11 protein-coding genes are annotated in these 14,729 nt (G+C 67.8%); 9 read left to right on the top strand and 2 right to left on the bottom strand.

Translation table 11 applies throughout. From position 1 onward, the window contains the following. Positions 1 to 14: 14 nt before the first annotated feature. Positions 15 to 5,537, top strand: a complete 5,523-nt coding sequence (locus tag ACP7EY_RS00300; protein WP_426189278.1) for an Hpt domain-containing protein — start codon at positions 15 to 17, stop codon at positions 5,535 to 5,537. 39 nt (positions 5,538 to 5,576) lie between these two features. On the opposite strand, the gene ACP7EY_RS00295 is transcribed toward ACP7EY_RS00300, so the two are convergent. Further along, the gene (locus ACP7EY_RS00295; RefSeq protein WP_426189276.1) at positions 5,577 to 7,022 is read right to left on the bottom strand and encodes a cryptochrome/photolyase family protein; all 1,446 of its coding nucleotides are present in this window, start codon (positions 7,020 to 7,022) and stop codon (positions 5,577 to 5,579) included. Between the two features lie 221 nt (positions 7,023 to 7,243). Here ACP7EY_RS00295 and ACP7EY_RS00290 point away from each other — a divergent pair, with 221 nt between their 5' ends. From ACP7EY_RS00290 to ACP7EY_RS00265, 6 genes are all read left to right on the top strand, one after another. Next, positions 7,244 to 7,861, top strand: a complete 618-nt coding sequence (locus tag ACP7EY_RS00290) for a YqgE/AlgH family protein (protein ID WP_426190016.1) — start codon at positions 7,244 to 7,246, stop codon at positions 7,859 to 7,861. Beyond that, positions 7,861 to 8,265 carry a Holliday junction resolvase RuvX gene (gene ruvX / locus ACP7EY_RS00285; RefSeq protein ID WP_426189274.1) on the top strand — a complete coding sequence of 135 codons (405 nt, stop codon included), beginning with the start codon at positions 7,861 to 7,863 and terminating at the stop codon, positions 8,263 to 8,265. Before ACP7EY_RS00290 ends, ruvX begins: the two co-directional genes overlap by 1 nt. Beyond that, positions 8,240 to 8,758, top strand: coding sequence for a bifunctional pyr operon transcriptional regulator/uracil phosphoribosyltransferase PyrR (pyrR, locus tag ACP7EY_RS00280; RefSeq protein ID WP_426189272.1), 519 nt, complete (start codon positions 8,240 to 8,242; stop codon positions 8,756 to 8,758). Before ruvX ends, pyrR begins: the two co-directional genes overlap by 26 nt. Next, positions 8,751 to 9,716, top strand: a complete 966-nt coding sequence (locus tag ACP7EY_RS00275; RefSeq protein ID WP_426189270.1) for an aspartate carbamoyltransferase catalytic subunit — start codon at positions 8,751 to 8,753, stop codon at positions 9,714 to 9,716. Before pyrR ends, ACP7EY_RS00275 begins: the two co-directional genes overlap by 8 nt. A gap of 22 nt (positions 9,717 to 9,738) precedes the next feature. Next, positions 9,739 to 11,022 (top strand): dihydroorotase, encoded by a 1,284-nt coding sequence (locus ACP7EY_RS00270; protein ID WP_426189268.1) that lies wholly within the window; start codon positions 9,739 to 9,741, stop codon positions 11,020 to 11,022. A gap of 119 nt (positions 11,023 to 11,141) precedes the next feature. After that, complete coding sequence (locus ACP7EY_RS00265; RefSeq protein WP_426189266.1) at positions 11,142 to 11,891, top strand: lysophospholipid acyltransferase family protein; 750 nt, start codon at positions 11,142 to 11,144, stop codon at positions 11,889 to 11,891. Positions 11,892 to 11,900: 9 nt separating this feature from the next. Here ACP7EY_RS00265 and ACP7EY_RS00260 read toward each other — a convergent pair whose 3' ends face one another. Further along, positions 11,901 to 12,758 carry a symmetrical bis(5'-nucleosyl)-tetraphosphatase gene (locus tag ACP7EY_RS00260; RefSeq protein ID WP_426189264.1) on the bottom strand — a complete coding sequence of 286 codons (858 nt, stop codon included), beginning with the start codon at positions 12,756 to 12,758 and terminating at the stop codon, positions 11,901 to 11,903. A gap of 87 nt (positions 12,759 to 12,845) precedes the next feature. On the opposite strand from ACP7EY_RS00260, the gene rfbC reads away from it, so the two are divergent. Continuing rightward, entirely contained in the window at positions 12,846 to 13,391 is a 546-nt protein-coding gene (rfbC, locus tag ACP7EY_RS00255) for a dTDP-4-dehydrorhamnose 3,5-epimerase (RefSeq protein ID WP_426189262.1), read from the top strand. Between the two features lie 202 nt (positions 13,392 to 13,593). After that, positions 13,594 to 14,688, top strand: a complete 1,095-nt coding sequence (locus ACP7EY_RS00250; protein WP_426189260.1) for an MraY family glycosyltransferase — start codon at positions 13,594 to 13,596, stop codon at positions 14,686 to 14,688. Positions 14,689 to 14,729 lie beyond the last annotated feature (41 nt).

The raw sequence follows: 14,729 nt of genomic DNA, 5'->3' as shown, positions 1-14,729 counted from the left end.
TCCCGGATTAGCCCATGACCGACCATTCGTCCACGCCGCCCGCAGCCGCCACGGCTTTTTTCGATACCGGCCCGCTGTCGTGGGTGATCGGCGAAATCCGCGAGGCGCTGGCGCGCGCGCGCGCGGCCCTGGCCGAGGCCGAGGCGCACCCGGGCGACGCCCGCGTGACCAGTTTGCAGCACGCCCGCGCCCATCTGCACCAGGCCCACGGCGCCCTGCAAATGGTCGATGTCGAAGGGGTCGGCCTGCTCACGGCGGCGGCCGAGAGCGTGCTCGAACGGATGCGCGATGGCACCCTGGAAGTGAGCACCGCCGGCTGCGAGGCCATTGCCGAGGCCTGCCAGGCGATCGCCGAATACCTCGATGAACTGATGGCCGGCGCCGCGCCGCAGCCGGCACGCCTGTTTCCGTATCACCGCGCGCTGCAGCAGGCGCTGGGCGCCGAACGGATCCACCCGTCCGACCTGCTGTTCGTCGACCTGTCGGCGCAGGTGCCGCTGGCGCCCGCCGGCGCTGCCGCCGACAGCTTGACGGCCGACTACGCGGCCTACCGCGCCCGTTTCGAAAAAGCCCTGCTGCCGTTTCTGAAAAGCGCCGACGGCGCCGCCCAGCGCAGCAACGCCCAGGCCCTGCAAGAGGCCATCGCGCTGGTCGAACAGGCCCAGGTCGAGGCCCCCGCACGCACCTTCTGGATGGCGATGCGCTGTTTTGCCGAGCTCGTCGCCAGCGGCCAGGTCCATGGCGACTTGTACGTCAAGCAGCTGTTTGGCCTGATCAACCTGCAGATCCGCCGCCTCTCGCAAGGCCAGGGCGGCCTGCCCGAAGCGATGCTGCGCGACGCCCTGTTTTTCATCGCCGCCGCCAGCGCGCCCTCGGCCGACGCCCAGTCGCTGCGGCGCGCCTACGGCCTGGCCGGGGTGGTGCCGGCCGACTACGACAGCCGCCGCTACGGCCGCATCGACCCGCACGCGCTCAAGAGCGCCACCGACGCGCTGGCGCAGGCGAAAACCGACTGGGACCGGGTGGCCGCCGATCCCGGCATCAAGCTCGAGCAGCAATTTAATCAGTCGCTGGCGCACCTGGCGCAGGCCAGCGAGCAGCTGGGCGCGCCCGCCCTGACGCAACTGCTGCACGAACTGGGCCGGGCGGCGCAGGACTCGATCGCCGCCGGCCGCAGCGACCAGTTCAGCATGGAGATGGCCACCGCCATGCTGTTCGTCGAGCAGGGCCTCGACCAGGTGCGCCAGTTGCCGGCCGACTTTGCCGGGCGCGCCGAGGTGGTGGGCGCGCGCCTGCTGGCGCTGGCCGCTGGCGAGACGCCGCCCGCCGCGCCCGAGTGGCAGGGCGACTTGTCGCGCCAGATCGCCCAGGGGCAGACGGTGGCGGCGCTGGCCGCGGAAATGAAGACCGCCCTGCGCCAGGTGGAGAAGGTGCTCGACGATTATTATGCCGACGCGGCGCGCCGGCCGGCGCTGGCCACCATCGATCCGCTGCTGCACCAGTTGCACGGCGCGCTGGCCATCCTCGACCAGGACCAGGCCGTGCAGGCGGCCCAGCACATCCGCGATGCCGTCAAGGCACTGGCGGCCGGCGCCGCGCTGCCCGCGCAGGACGCCGCTGCGCTGCAGGACATCGCCCGCAACGTGGGCGCGATGGGCTTTTATATCGATATGCTGGGCCGCGATTTCGACGCTGCCCAGCGCAGTTTCCGCTTCGATGCGGCAAGCGGGCGCTTCGAGCAGCTGCCGTTTGAAAAGCAGCGCGCGGGCGACACGCCCTTCGATGTCGAGCCGGCCGCGGCCGCGGTGCCGGCCCCCGTGCCCGCGTCCGTCAGCGCAACGGCGCCGCCGCTGGCCGACGGCGACGCGGCCATCGAAGCCGAACTGCTGGAGATTTTTATCAGCGAGGCGCAGGACGTGCTGGCACTGGTGGGCGCCACCGTGCCCGCGGCCAGGGCCGAGCCGACCAGCCAGCACAGCCTGACGACGCTGCGGCGCGCCTTCCACACCCTCAAGGGCAGTGGCCGCATGGTGGGGCTGCACAATTTCGCCGAGGGCGCCGCGGCCGTCGAAAAAGTCATGAACGTCTGGCTGGGCGACGCCCGCGCCGCCACCCCGGCGCTGCTGGCGCTGCTCGAATACGCGCACGGGGAGATGACGGCCTGGGTCGATGAGCTGGCCATCGACGGCTTCTCCGCCCGGACCAGCGCCGCCCTGGTGGCCGCCGCTGGCGCCGTGCAGGACGGTGGCCAATTCGTGCTCGATGGAGCGACCGCCGTGCCGGAGGCGCCCGGCGATGCCGCCACCGCCACGGATACGGACACCGCCACCGCCATTGATACGGACACTGATACGGCCATCGCCACCGATACCGACACAGCCACCGCCACCGATACCGACACAGCCACCGGCGCCCCCCACGATGGCCACGACGCCAGTGCGCCGGAGGCGGACGACGAGCCGCACGCGCTGGCGGGTCCCGACACGCCAGCGCCAGCGCCGGTGCCGGCGCCGGCCGGCGCCGGCGGCCGCGTCATCGAGTTCCCGTCCGCCGTGCCGGAGGCGCCGCTGGCGGACAATATCCGCCGCTTCGGCGACCTGGAAATTCCGCTGCCGCTGTACAACATCTACCTGGCCGAGACGGACGAGTTGATGCGGGTGCTGACCCAGGACTTCGGCGAGTGGCGCCACGAGCCACTGCGCGCGGTGACCGCGGCGGCCCTGAAAGCGGCCCACACCCTGGCCGGCACCTCGGCCACGGTGGGCTTCAAGGCGCTGCGCGACGTCGCCTACGCGCTGGAGATGGCGCTGTTGACGCTGGTCGAGCCGGCCCCCGTGCTGAACGACCCGCAGCGCGACCTGCTCGACGAGGCGCTGGCCGCGGCCGGCCAGATGCTGCGCCTGTTCGCCCAGGGCGAACTGCCCGCCGCCCGGCCGGCACTGGTCGAGCGCCTGGTCGCGCTGCGCGAAGCCTTGTCGGCGCAGACGGTGACCAGCGCGCCGGCCGATGCCGATGCGTATGCCGACGTCGGATATGACGACGGTGACGGCGGTGACGACGAGCCCGTGCTGGCCGCGCCTGGGGCGCACGGCGACAGCGAGCCGCTGAGCGACTTCGCCACCGACATCCGTTTCGATCCGGACCTGGAAGCGGAAGCGGGGGCGCTCGACGCTGCGCCCGAGCCCGAGCCCGAGCCCGAGCCTGCGCCGGCCGCCGAACCTGCACCCCTCGCCGCCGAAGCGCGCCTGGAACCGGCCACGCTGGCCGAGCGCGCGCCCGACAGCGTGGCGGCGCCGCTGGAGACGGCGATCTCCGACGATCTCGACGCCGACCTGCTGCCCGTGTTTCTCGAGGAAGCGGTCGACCTGCTGCCGACGGTGGGCGCCTTGCTGCGCCAGTGGCAGGCCAATCCGGCCGACCCCGCGCCGGCCCAGCAACTGCTGCGTATTTTGCACACCGTCAAAGGCAGCGCGCGCATGGCCGGCGCCATGCGCCTGGGCCAGCACACCCACGAGATCGAAACGCAGATCGAGAACATGGTCCACGCCGGCTCCACCACGGCGGCCGCGTTCGACGAGGTGCTGGCCAACTACGATCACGCCATGCTGCTGTTCGAGCAGTTACACAATCCGGCCGCGCCGGTGGCGGCGCCCGATGCCGGCGATGCCGGCTTGCCGGCCGCGCCGCCGCTGGCGGGCGCCGACGGCGGCCCCGCGCGCACGGCGCTGGTGCGGGTACGCGCCGACATTCTCGACCGCCTGGTCAACCAGGCCGGCGAAGTGTCGATCACCCGCTCGAAGCTGGAGAACCAGGTCGCTACCCTGAAAACCTCGCTGGCCGATTTTTCTGACAACCTGGCGCGGCTGGCGCGCCAGTTGCGCGAAGTGGAAATGCAGGCCGAGTCGCAGATCGCCTCGCGCATGTCGATTTCCAGCGAGCGCGAGTTCGATCCGCTCGAATTCGACCGCTTTACCCGCTTGCAGGAATTGACGCGGATGATGGCCGAAAGCGTGGGCGACGTCGCCTCCTTCCACGACAGCTTGAGCCGCACGGTCGATGCCGCCAGCGCCGACCTGGTCCAGCAAAGCCGCCTCACGCGCGACTTGCAGCGCGACCTGATGCGGGTGCGCATGGTGCCCTTCGCCAGCCTGTCCGAGCGGCTGTTCCGGGTGGCGCGCCAGAGCGCCAAGGAACTCGACAAGCGGGTCAACCTCGATATCCGCGGCAGCGCCGTGGAAATCGACCGCAGCGTGCTCGAACAGATGGCGGCGCCGTTCGAACACCTGTTAAGGAATGCCATCGTGCACGGCATCGAACCGCGCGCGCGCCGTGGCGCTGCCGGCAAGGCCGAGACGGGCGAATTGCTGATGCAGGTGAGCCAGCAGGGCAATGAAGTGGTGATCCAGATCAGCGATGATGGCGCCGGCCTCGATCTGGCCAGGATACGCGCCAAGGCAGTCCAGGCGGGCTTGCTGGAAGCCGGCGCCAGCATCACCGACGCCGAAGCGGCCGAGCTGATTTTCGCACCGGGCCTGAGCACCGCCGACAGCCTGTCCGAACTGGCCGGGCGCGGCGTCGGCATGGACGTGGTGCGCTCGCAGGCGCAGGCGCTGGGCGGGCGGGTGGCGATCGAAACGACGGCCGGCAAGGGCGCCCGTTTCACCGTGCACCTGCCGTTGACGCTGGCCGTCACCCAGGTGGTGCTCACCGCCAGCGCCGGCACCACCTATGCGCTGCCGTCGATCCTGGTCGAGCAGGTGCTGCAGATGAAGGAGGGCGCCCTGGTCGAGGCACACGCCGCTTGCGTGCTGCGTTTCCAGGGCCAGAACGTGGCCCTGCATTACCTGCCGGCGCTGCTGGGCCAGGCGGGCGCGCGTCCGCTGGCGCAGCGCTCGTCGCCCGTGCTGATGCTCAAAAGCGGCGCTGACCGCCTCGCCGTGCAGGTCGACGACGTGGTGGGCAACCGCGAGGTGGTCATCAAGAACATCGGTCCGCAACTGGCGCGCATGGTCGGCATCGCCGGCGCCACCGTGCTCGGTTCCGGCGAGATCGTCCTGATCCTCAACCCGGTGGCGCTGGCGCTGCACGGCGCCGGCCGCAGCCACGCGGCGGGCCAGACGCCAGCTGCGCTGGCGCCGGTCGCCCCCCGTGAGGCGGTCATCATGGTGGTCGACGATTCGCTCACGGTGCGCAAGGTGACCCAGCGCCTGCTCGAGCGCGAAGGCTACCGCGTGATCCTGGCCAAGGATGGCGTCGACGCCCTCGATCATCTGCAGGAGACCATCCCCGACCTGATGCTGGTCGATATCGAGATGCCACGCATGGATGGCTTCGACCTGACCCGCAATATCCGCGGCAACGGCAGCACCGCCCATGTGCCGATCATCATGATCACCTCGCGCACCGCCGACAAGCACCGCAACTATGCGCTGGGGCTGGGCGTGAACGCGTATTTCGGCAAACCGTTCCAGGAAGCGATGCTGCTGGCGGCGATCGCCGGCCTGCTCGACCCGGTCGTGACGGCGCCGTCGGCCTAGCGCACCAGCGCCGCCCGGGCCCCCCCGCGGCCGCGGTCTTTACGCGTCGGCCTCGCCGGCCGCCTTGACCACGGCGTAGCGCACCAGCGTGGTCGCGCGCGCCTGGGCATGGTCGACCATCGGCGCCGGGTAGTCGCCCCTGGGCGCGGCCGGCCACTCCCACGGCGCGTGGATCTGCTTGTCGTCGAGTTTTTTCAGCTGGGGCAGCCAGTGGCGGATGAACTGGCCGCTCTTGTCGAATTTCTGCGACTGCGTGACGGGATTGAAAATGCGGAAATACGGCTGGGCGTCGCAGCCGCTTGACGAGGCCCATTGCCAGCCGCCGTTGTTGGAGGCGAGCTCGAAGTCGTTCAGGTGCAGGGCAAAATACTGTTCACCCCAGCGCCAGTCGATGCCCAGGTCCTTGACCAGGAACGAGGCGGTGACCATGCGCAGGCGGTTGTGCATGAAGCCGGTCTGGTTGATCTGCGCCATGGCCGCGTCGACCAGCGGGTAGCCGGTGCGCCCTTCGCACCAGGCGGCAAACGCGGCCTCGGCCTGCGGCCCCGCCTCCCACGCCACGGCGTCGTAGGCGGGCTTGAAGGCGCGCTCGACGACGTGCGGGTTGTGAAACAGGATCTGCGCATAGAACTCGCGCCAGATCAGTTCGGACAGCCAGACGGGCGCGCCGGCGCCGCCGGCCCCGCTGGCGATCAGCTGGTTCACCGTGCGCACCAGGTGGCGGATCGACACGGTGCCAAAGCGCAGGTGGATCGACAGGGTCGAGGTGCCGTCGATGGCCGGATAATTGCGCGCCTCGTCGTAGGCCGCCATGCGGGCGATGAAGGACTCGAACGTGGCGGCGCCGCCGCGCATGCCGGCGACGATGCCCACCGCCGCCAGGTCGACCGGCTCGAAGCCGAGCGCCGCCAGCGAGGGCAGCGCCGGCGCCCCTTGCGCTGGCGCCAGGCGCGCCGCGTGGGGCGCGATCTGCCACGGTGCCAGGCACTCGGGCGCCGCGTGCATGCGCTTGAGCCAGGCGTTCTTGTAGGGCGTGAACACGGAAAAGCGCCCGCCCGCCAGGGTGCGCACTTCATCCTTGGCGAAGATCAGCTGATCCTTGACCACCAGCAGTTGGCGGCCAGCGGCCTCGAGGGCATCGGCGACGGCGACATCGCGGTCGATCGCCTGCGGCTCGTAGTCTTCGTTGGCGAACACCGCCTGCACGTCCAGTTCGGCGGCCAGGCGCACGATGTCGCTGCGGGCGTGCGCATGGCGCACCAGCAGGCAGCCGCCCAGCGTGCGCAGCTCGGCGTCGAGCTCGGCAATACTGGCGTGGATGAAGGCCACGCGGCGGTCGTGTCGTGGCAATTTCGCCAAGATGGCGTCGTCGTACACGAAAGCGCAATAGACTGTTTTGGAGGTGGTCAGCGCGTGGTGCAGGGCAGCGTGATCGAAGGCGCGCAGGTCACGGCGGAACCACACCAGGGATTTTTCGAATTTCATTTCTCGTGTGCAAGGTCAACAGGATTGGGCATTTTACTGGCTAGGATGAAATCCGCCACGCGCTTTGTCGGCACGGCGTGGCAGGCTCTCAAATCAGTGTAAACTATCGAAAAGTCCAGAATTGTAATTTTGAACGCTGGCTTCAAACTACAAGAGTGAGACGAGAAAGCGTGACGCGTATGACCAAGAGCAAAATCGACAAAACTCGGCCCCTGCATGGCATGCGGCACGACGAGCAGCAGCGGCCCGAATCGGCCATCGGCGCGGTGTCGGCCAGCTTCAACCTGGCCAATCATTTTCTCATCGCCATGCCGGCGATGCAGGACCCCGTGTTCGGCGGCACCGTCGTCTATGTGTGCGAACACAACGACAACGGCGTGCTGGGCGTGGTCATCAACAAGCCCACCGACATGACCATGGAAGTGCTGTTCGAGCGCATCGACCTGACCCTCTCGGCCAGCCTCGACGCCAGCGTGGTCAATGAGCCCATCATGTTTGGCGGCCCCGTCCAGGACGACCGCGGCTTCGTGCTGCACACGCCGGGCGCGCGCTATTCGTCGTCGCTGACGGTGACGAGCGAGGTGGCATTTACCACCTCCATCGACGTGCTCGAAGCGGTCGCCGCCGGCGATGGCCCGTCGCGCATGCTCGTCTCGATCGGCTACGCGGGCTGGAGCCCGGGCCAGCTGGAAGACGAAATCGGCCGCAACGGCTGGCTGACGGTGGGCGCCGACGCCCACGTGCTGTTCGACCTGCCCGTCGAGCAGCGCTACCACGCCGCCATCAAGCTGCTGGGCATCGATCCGGCCATGCTGGCCCTCGAGGCCGGTCACGCCTGATGGTCGATACGGTTCTCGGTTTTGATTTCGGTATCAAACGCATCGGCATCGCCATCGGCAACACCCTGACCGCGCAGGCCCAGCCTCTCGAGGTGATCAAGTCGATCGACAACGCCGCCCGCTTTGCCCGCATCGGTGCCCTCATCGCCGAATGGCAGCCGGCGCGCCTGATCGTGGGCGAACCGCGCCACCCCGACGGCGCCGAGCACGACATGACGCTGCGCTGCCGCCGCTTCGCCAACCAGCTCCATGGGCGCTACAATCTGCCTGTGGAACTGGTCGACGAGCGCTATTCGTCGGCCGTGCTCCAGGCCCGGCGCGGCGAGGTCATCGATGACAAGGCCGCCGCCATTATTTTGCAACAATACTTTGACGACCATGCCCACACCCCATCAGCAATTTGACGCCGAGGCGCTGTACCGCGACCTCCTGTCGCAGGTCCGCAGCGGCCTGGAAGGCGTCAGCGACGCCGCCATCGTCGGCATCCACTCGGGCGGCGCCTGGCTGGCCCGGCGCCTCGCGCTCGACCTGGGCCTGGAAGCGCGGCTCGGCTCCATCGATGTCTCGTTCTACCGCGACGACTACGCCCGCAAGGGGCTGCACCCGGACGTCAAGCCGACCCATATCGGCTTTAGCGTCGACGGCGCCGTCATCGTGCTGGTCGACGACGTGCTGCACACGGGCCGCACCACCCGCGCCGCCATCAACGTGCTGTTCGACTACGGCCGCCCGGCGCGCATCATGCTCGCCGCGCTGGCCGACCGCGCCGGCCGCGAGCTGCCGGTGGCGGCCGACTTCGTCGCCGCCCGGGTCGACCTCGCCCCCGGCCAGTCGCTGGCGCTGCAGCGCGGCGACGACGGCCTCCTTTCGCTGACCATCGAAGACGACCATGCTTAATCCGCAACTGAACAAACACGGCGAACTGCAGCACCTGCTGAGCATCGAAGGGCTGCCAAAATCGATCGTCAACCACATCCTCGACACCGCCTCCTCGTTCGTCGGCATTTCCGACCGCGAAGTGAAGAAAGTGCCGCTGATGCGCGGTAAAAGCGTATTCAACCTGTTTTTTGAAAACTCCACGCGCACCCGCACCACCTTCGAAATCGCCTCCAAGCGCCTGTCGGCTGACGTCATCAACCTGAACATCTCGGCCTCGTCGGCCAGCAAGGGCGAGTCGCTGCTCGACACCATCGACAACCTGGCCGCCATGCACGCCGACATGTTCGTGGTGCGCCACGCGCAGTCGGGCGCGCCCTACCTGATCGCCAAGCACCTGATCGACACGGGCCAGCGCCATGTCCACGTGGTCAATGCGGGCGACGGCCGCCACGCCCACCCCACCCAGGGGCTGCTCGACATGTACACCATCCGCCACTACAAGAAAGACTTCACCAATCTGACGGTGGCGATCGTCGGCGACATCCTGCACAGCCGCGTGGCCCGTTCCGACATCCACGCGCTGACCACGCTGGGCGTGCCGGAAGTGCGGGCAATCGGCCCGCACACGCTGCTGCCCGGCGGTCTCGAGCAGATGGGCGTGCGGGTGTTTACCAATATGGACGAGGGCTTGAAGGGGGTCGACGTGATCATCATGCTGCGCCTGCAGAGCGAGCGCATGAGCGGCGCCCTGCTGCCCTCGGCCCAGGAGTACTTCAAGAGCTACGGCCTGACCCCGGAACGGCTGGCGCTGGCCAAGCCGGACGCCATCGTCATGCACCCCGGCCCCATGAACCGCGGGGTGGAAATCGATTCGGCGGTGGCCGATGGCGCCCAGGCGGTGATCCTGCCGCAGGTGACGTTCGGCATCGCGGTACGGATGGCGGTGATGAGTATCGTGGCGGGCACGCACGGTTGAACTATCTGAACAAGACAAACTGATGAAACTGCATATCAAGAACGGCCGCCTGATCGATCCGGCCAATGGCGTCGACGCCCTCGCTGACCTGTACCTCGACAATGGCCGCGTGGCGGCGATCGGCGCTGCCCCGGCCGGCTTCGTGGCCGAGCGCGTCATCGACGCCGCCGGACTCGTCGTCGCCCCCGGCCTGGTCGACCTGTCGGCGCGCCTGCGCGAGCCGGGCTACGAGTACAAGGCCACGCTGGAATCGGAAATGCAGGCGGCCATGCAGGGCGGCGTCACCAGCCTGGTGTGCCCGCCCGACACCGACCCCGTGCTCGACGAGCCGGGCCTGGTCGAAATGCTCAAGCACCGCGCGCGCGGCCTGCACCAGGCCCACGTCCACCCGCTGGGCGCCCTCACCATGGGCTTGAAGGGCAAGGCGCTCACCGAAATGGCCGAACTGACCGAGGCCGGCTGCATCGGCTTCGCCCAGGCCGAGGAACCGGTCGAGGACACCAATGTGCTGCTGCGCGCCTTGCAGTACGCGCGCACCTTCAATTACACCGTCTGGCTGCGTCCGCAGGACGCCCACATCGGCCGCGGCGGCATCGCCCACAGCGGCGCGCTGGCCTCGCGGCTGGGCCTGTCGGGGGTGCCGGTGATGAGCGAAACCATCGCCCTGCACACCATTTTCGAACTGGTGCGCGCCACCGGCGCGCGCGTGCACCTGTGCCGCATGTCGTCGGCGGCCGGCTTGGAACTGGTGCGCGCGGCCAAGAAGGAAGGCTTGCCCGTCACCTGCGACGTCGGCGTCCACCACATCCACATGACCGATGCCGACATCGGCTTTTTCGACTCGAACGCCCGCGTGACGCCGCCATTTCGCAGCCAGCGCGACCGCGACGCCATCCGCGCCGGCCTGGCCGACGGCTTGATCGACGCCATCTGCTCGGACCATACGCCGGTCGACGACGACGAAAAACTGCTGCCGTTCGGCGAAGCCTCGCCCGGCGCCACCGGCCTGGAACTGCTGCTGTCGCTGGCCCTGAAATGGGCCGACGACCAGCACGCCTCGCTGCCGGCGGCGCTGGCCAAGGTGACGTGCGAGCCGGCCCGGGTGGCCGGACTGGCGGCCGGCCAGCTGGCCGTGGGCGCGGTGGCCGACGTGGTGCTGTTCGATCCGGCAGCGCGCTGGACGGTGGCGCCGGCGGCGCTGGCCAGCCAGGGCAAGCACACGCCGTTTCTCGGCTACGAACTGGCCGGGCAGGTGATGGCGACCATCGTCGCCGGACGCCTGGCGTGGGAGCGGCCGGCGCGCTAAAGGCGCCATGACGGGCGGCTGGGCCGATGGCGCATTGGACAACAATCGTGCCGTGCGAGCGCCAGCGGTTAAAATCTACCTGCCGCGCATGGTGCCCGGCCGTCACCCATTGGTATCGCTTGAAGCTCAAATCCGCCGTTCGCCTGCTGCGTGTCATGATTCACCTGGTCGAAGGCCTGGTCACGTGCGCGCTGCTGTTTCCGCTGTCGTCAAAGGGGCGCCGCGACGCCCTGGTGGCGCGCTGGTCGCGTCGCCTGCTGGGCATCTGCGGCGTGCGCCTGGCCCAGGTCGGCGTGCCGCTCGAGCACGCGCTGCTGGCGGCCAACCACATCTCCTGGCTCGATATCTTCGTCATCAACGCGATGGCGCCGTCGCACTTTGTCGCCAAGGCGGAGATCCGCGCCTGGCCGGCGATGGGTTGGCTGGCGGCCAAGGCGGGCACCGTGTTCATCGCGCGCGGCTGCCGGCGCGACCTGCGCCACACCTTCAAGGGCATCGTCGAGCAGCTCGAAAACGGCCAGCGCGTGGCGTTTTTCCCGGAAGGGACCACCGCCGCCCAGGGCGCCTTGCTGCCGTTTCACGCCAACCTGTTCGAAGCGGCCATCGACGCCGGCGCCCGCCTGCAGCCGCTGGCGCTGGCCTATCTCGATGAGCACGGCGCGCCGCACGCGGGCGTCGATTTCACGGGCGAGGTCAGTTTCGCCGCCAGCATGATGACCATCCTGAACGGCCCGCCCGTGCAGGCGCGCGTGACCTGGCTGGCGCCCATCGAAGGGCGCGATGCGCAGCGTCGGGCCTTGTGCGATGCCGCCCGCACGGCGATCGACGGCGCCCTGGCCGACGTCGTCGCCGTCGAAGCGGCTGCCTGACAGGTTCGGTCAGCCCGCCGGCTTGCCCTTGGCGTGCTGGTACTCGGGGCAATCGACCTGCAGCAGGCGGCGGTCCTCCAGGCACACCGCGCTCAGCTTGCCTCCCCACACGCAGCCGCTGTCGAGTCCCACCACATCCGCGCGCATCAGCAGGCCCAGCGCCGACCAGTGGCCGAACACCACCGTCACATCGCGCGTGCGCCGCTGCGCCAGTTCGAACCACGGCAGCAGGCCCGATCCGGCCGGCGCGCCGGCGCTTTCCTTGTGGCCGAACACCATGGCGCCATCGGGCGTGCAAAAGCGCATGCGGGTGAGGGCGTTGACGATGCAGCGCAGGCGCGCCTCGCCGCGCAGGGCGTCGTCCCAGCGCGCGGGGGTGTCGCCGTACATGTGCGCCAGCAAATCGCGCCAGAGCGGCCCCTGCAGCACCGCTTCGACTTCGCGCGACAGCGCGATGGTCTGTTCGGCACTCCATTCGGGAAGCACGCCCGCATGAAACAGCAAGTGGGCGCCGCGCCGCAGCGCCAGCGGGCGCCGGCGCAGCCAGTCCAGCAAGACCTCGCGGTCGGGCGCGCCGAGGATGGCGTCGAAGGTGTCGCCGCGCGACGCGCGCTGCACGCCGGCGGCCACCGCCAGCAGGTGCAGGTCGTGGTTGCCCAGCAGGGCCTCGACGCGGCCGCCGCTGGCCTCGCACAGGGCCATCACGCGGCGCAGCGCGCCCAGCGAATCGGGGCCGCGGTTGACCAGGTCGCCGACAAACACGATGGCGCGGTCCGGATCGCCGTCCTGCTCCTGGTCGATCCGTTCGAGCAGCACACCCATTTCATGCAGGCAACCTTGCAGGTCGCCAATTGCGAAAGTTTTCATTACATATTTAGTCAAAATGGGTCCCAAGTTTCACATAGAATTGCGCTATGGTTGGTGGTTTTTTTAACGTGCGTACAAGGAAAATACATGAAAGCGACTCCCACCGCGATCCCGGAAGTGTTGATCGTCGAGCCGAAGGTATATGGCGATGAGCGGGGCTTTTTCTACGAGAGTTTCAATGCGCGCCAGTTTGCCGAACTGGTCGGCCAGCCGGCGCTGTTTGTGCAGGACGACCATTTTCGCTCGGCGCGCGACGTCGTGCGCGGCTTGCACTACCAGGTCGGACTGGCGCAGGCGAAGCTCGTGCGGGTGATCGCCGGCGCGATTTACGCCGTGGTGGTCGATTTACGCAGGCAATCGCCGTTTTTCGGTCGCTGGGTGGCGGTTTCCCTGTCGGCGGAAAACCGGCGGCAACTGTGGATACCGGCCGGTTTTGCCTTCGGCTCGGTGGTGACGAGCGACTTTGCCGAATGCCTGGTGAAATCGACCGATTACTGGACGCCTCAAAATGAGCGCACTATTTTATGGAGCGATGCGGCGCTGGCGATCGAATGGCCGCTGCGCGGCGCGGCGGTGGTGTCGGCGAAGGATAATCAGGGCGTTGTTCTTGCCAATGCGGAAGTATTTCGCTGATTTCGCTTATATCTCCTCGTTGCACCCCTGTGCGGCGGCGTCGTTGCCGGCGCCAACCGTTCCGCGCGCGCCTCGCCGATGCCGCCACCCCTCCCATTGCGCCACCCGGTGGCGCTTCACCCTGGAATAGATCGACGGCAGCGCGCGCGGGCCGCGTTAATACACCGCTGCATCACTCACGTATTATCTTAGAAAAATAAAAATGTTTTCCTTCCTCGTCAGTTTTTTTTCATCGGCCTTGTTGACACTTCTGGTGATAAAACAATCGCGCTTGCATGGACCGGCACTCGATACCGATTTTAACGGTGTCCAGAAAGTCCACGCGCACCCTGTGGCGCGGATCGGCGGCCTGCCGATCTTTGTTGCTGTCTTGCTCAGCGCCGCCATTTCGATATGGCGGGTGCCGGCAATGACGATGACAATGTTGTCTTTATTGCTGTGTGCCTCGGTGGCATTTGCCGGCGGCATTATTGAAGACTACACGGGCGCCGTCAGTCCTGCCCGGCGCCTGTTGCTGACGGTGGTGGCGGCGGCGATGGCATGGTGGCTGGTCGATGCCCGCCTCGACCGGATCGACTTGCCCTTCGGTACGCTCCCCCTCTCTGCCGTCTGGCTGATGTTGCCGCTGACGGTGCTGGCGGTGGCGGGGATTGCCAATGCCGTCAATATCATCGACGGTTTCAATGGCCTGGCCAGCGTCGTCAGCATCTGCATGATGGTCTCGCTGGCGTATGTGGCGTTCCAGGTGAACGATGTATTCATCGTGGTGGCGGCGCTGACCATGGCGGGCGCCACCGCCGGATTTCTGATCTGGAATTATCCGGTGGGGCTGATCTTTCTGGGCGATGGCGGTGCGTATTTCATCGGCTTCATGCTGGGCGAACTGGCATTGCTGCTGGTAATTCGCAATCCCCAGGTGTCGACCTGGTATCCGGTGCTGCTGCTCATTTATCCCGCGTTTGAAACCCTGTTCTCCGCCTATCGCCGCATGTTCTTGCGGGGACAGTCGCCGGCGATGCCCGACGGAATTCATCTGCATAGCCTGATTTTTCGTCGCGTGGTGCAATGGGCGGTGGGGCGCAAAGAAGGGCGCGCGCTGATGCGCCGCAATGCCCTGACCTCGCCTTATCTGTGGGCCTTATCGCTGATGGCAGTTATTCCGGCGAGCCTGTTCTGGCGGCATACTGGACTGCTGATAATCTGCGCTTTATTGTTTATGGTCAGTTACATCTGGCTTTACGCGCGTATCGTTCGATTCAGGTCGCCGCGCTGGCTGATTCGGCGCAAGAAGGACTAATATAAAGACGTCGCCAGATTTCCAACAGTTCTGCTCGGGCG

It is taken from the genome of Massilia sp. DWR3-1-1 (assembly GCF_049898325.1).
In the GTDB taxonomy this organism is placed as follows: domain Bacteria; phylum Pseudomonadota; class Gammaproteobacteria; order Burkholderiales; family Burkholderiaceae_D; genus JAFCUW01.
Note: the sequence above shows the minus strand (reverse complement) of the source record. Positions and strands in the feature narration are given on the sequence as shown.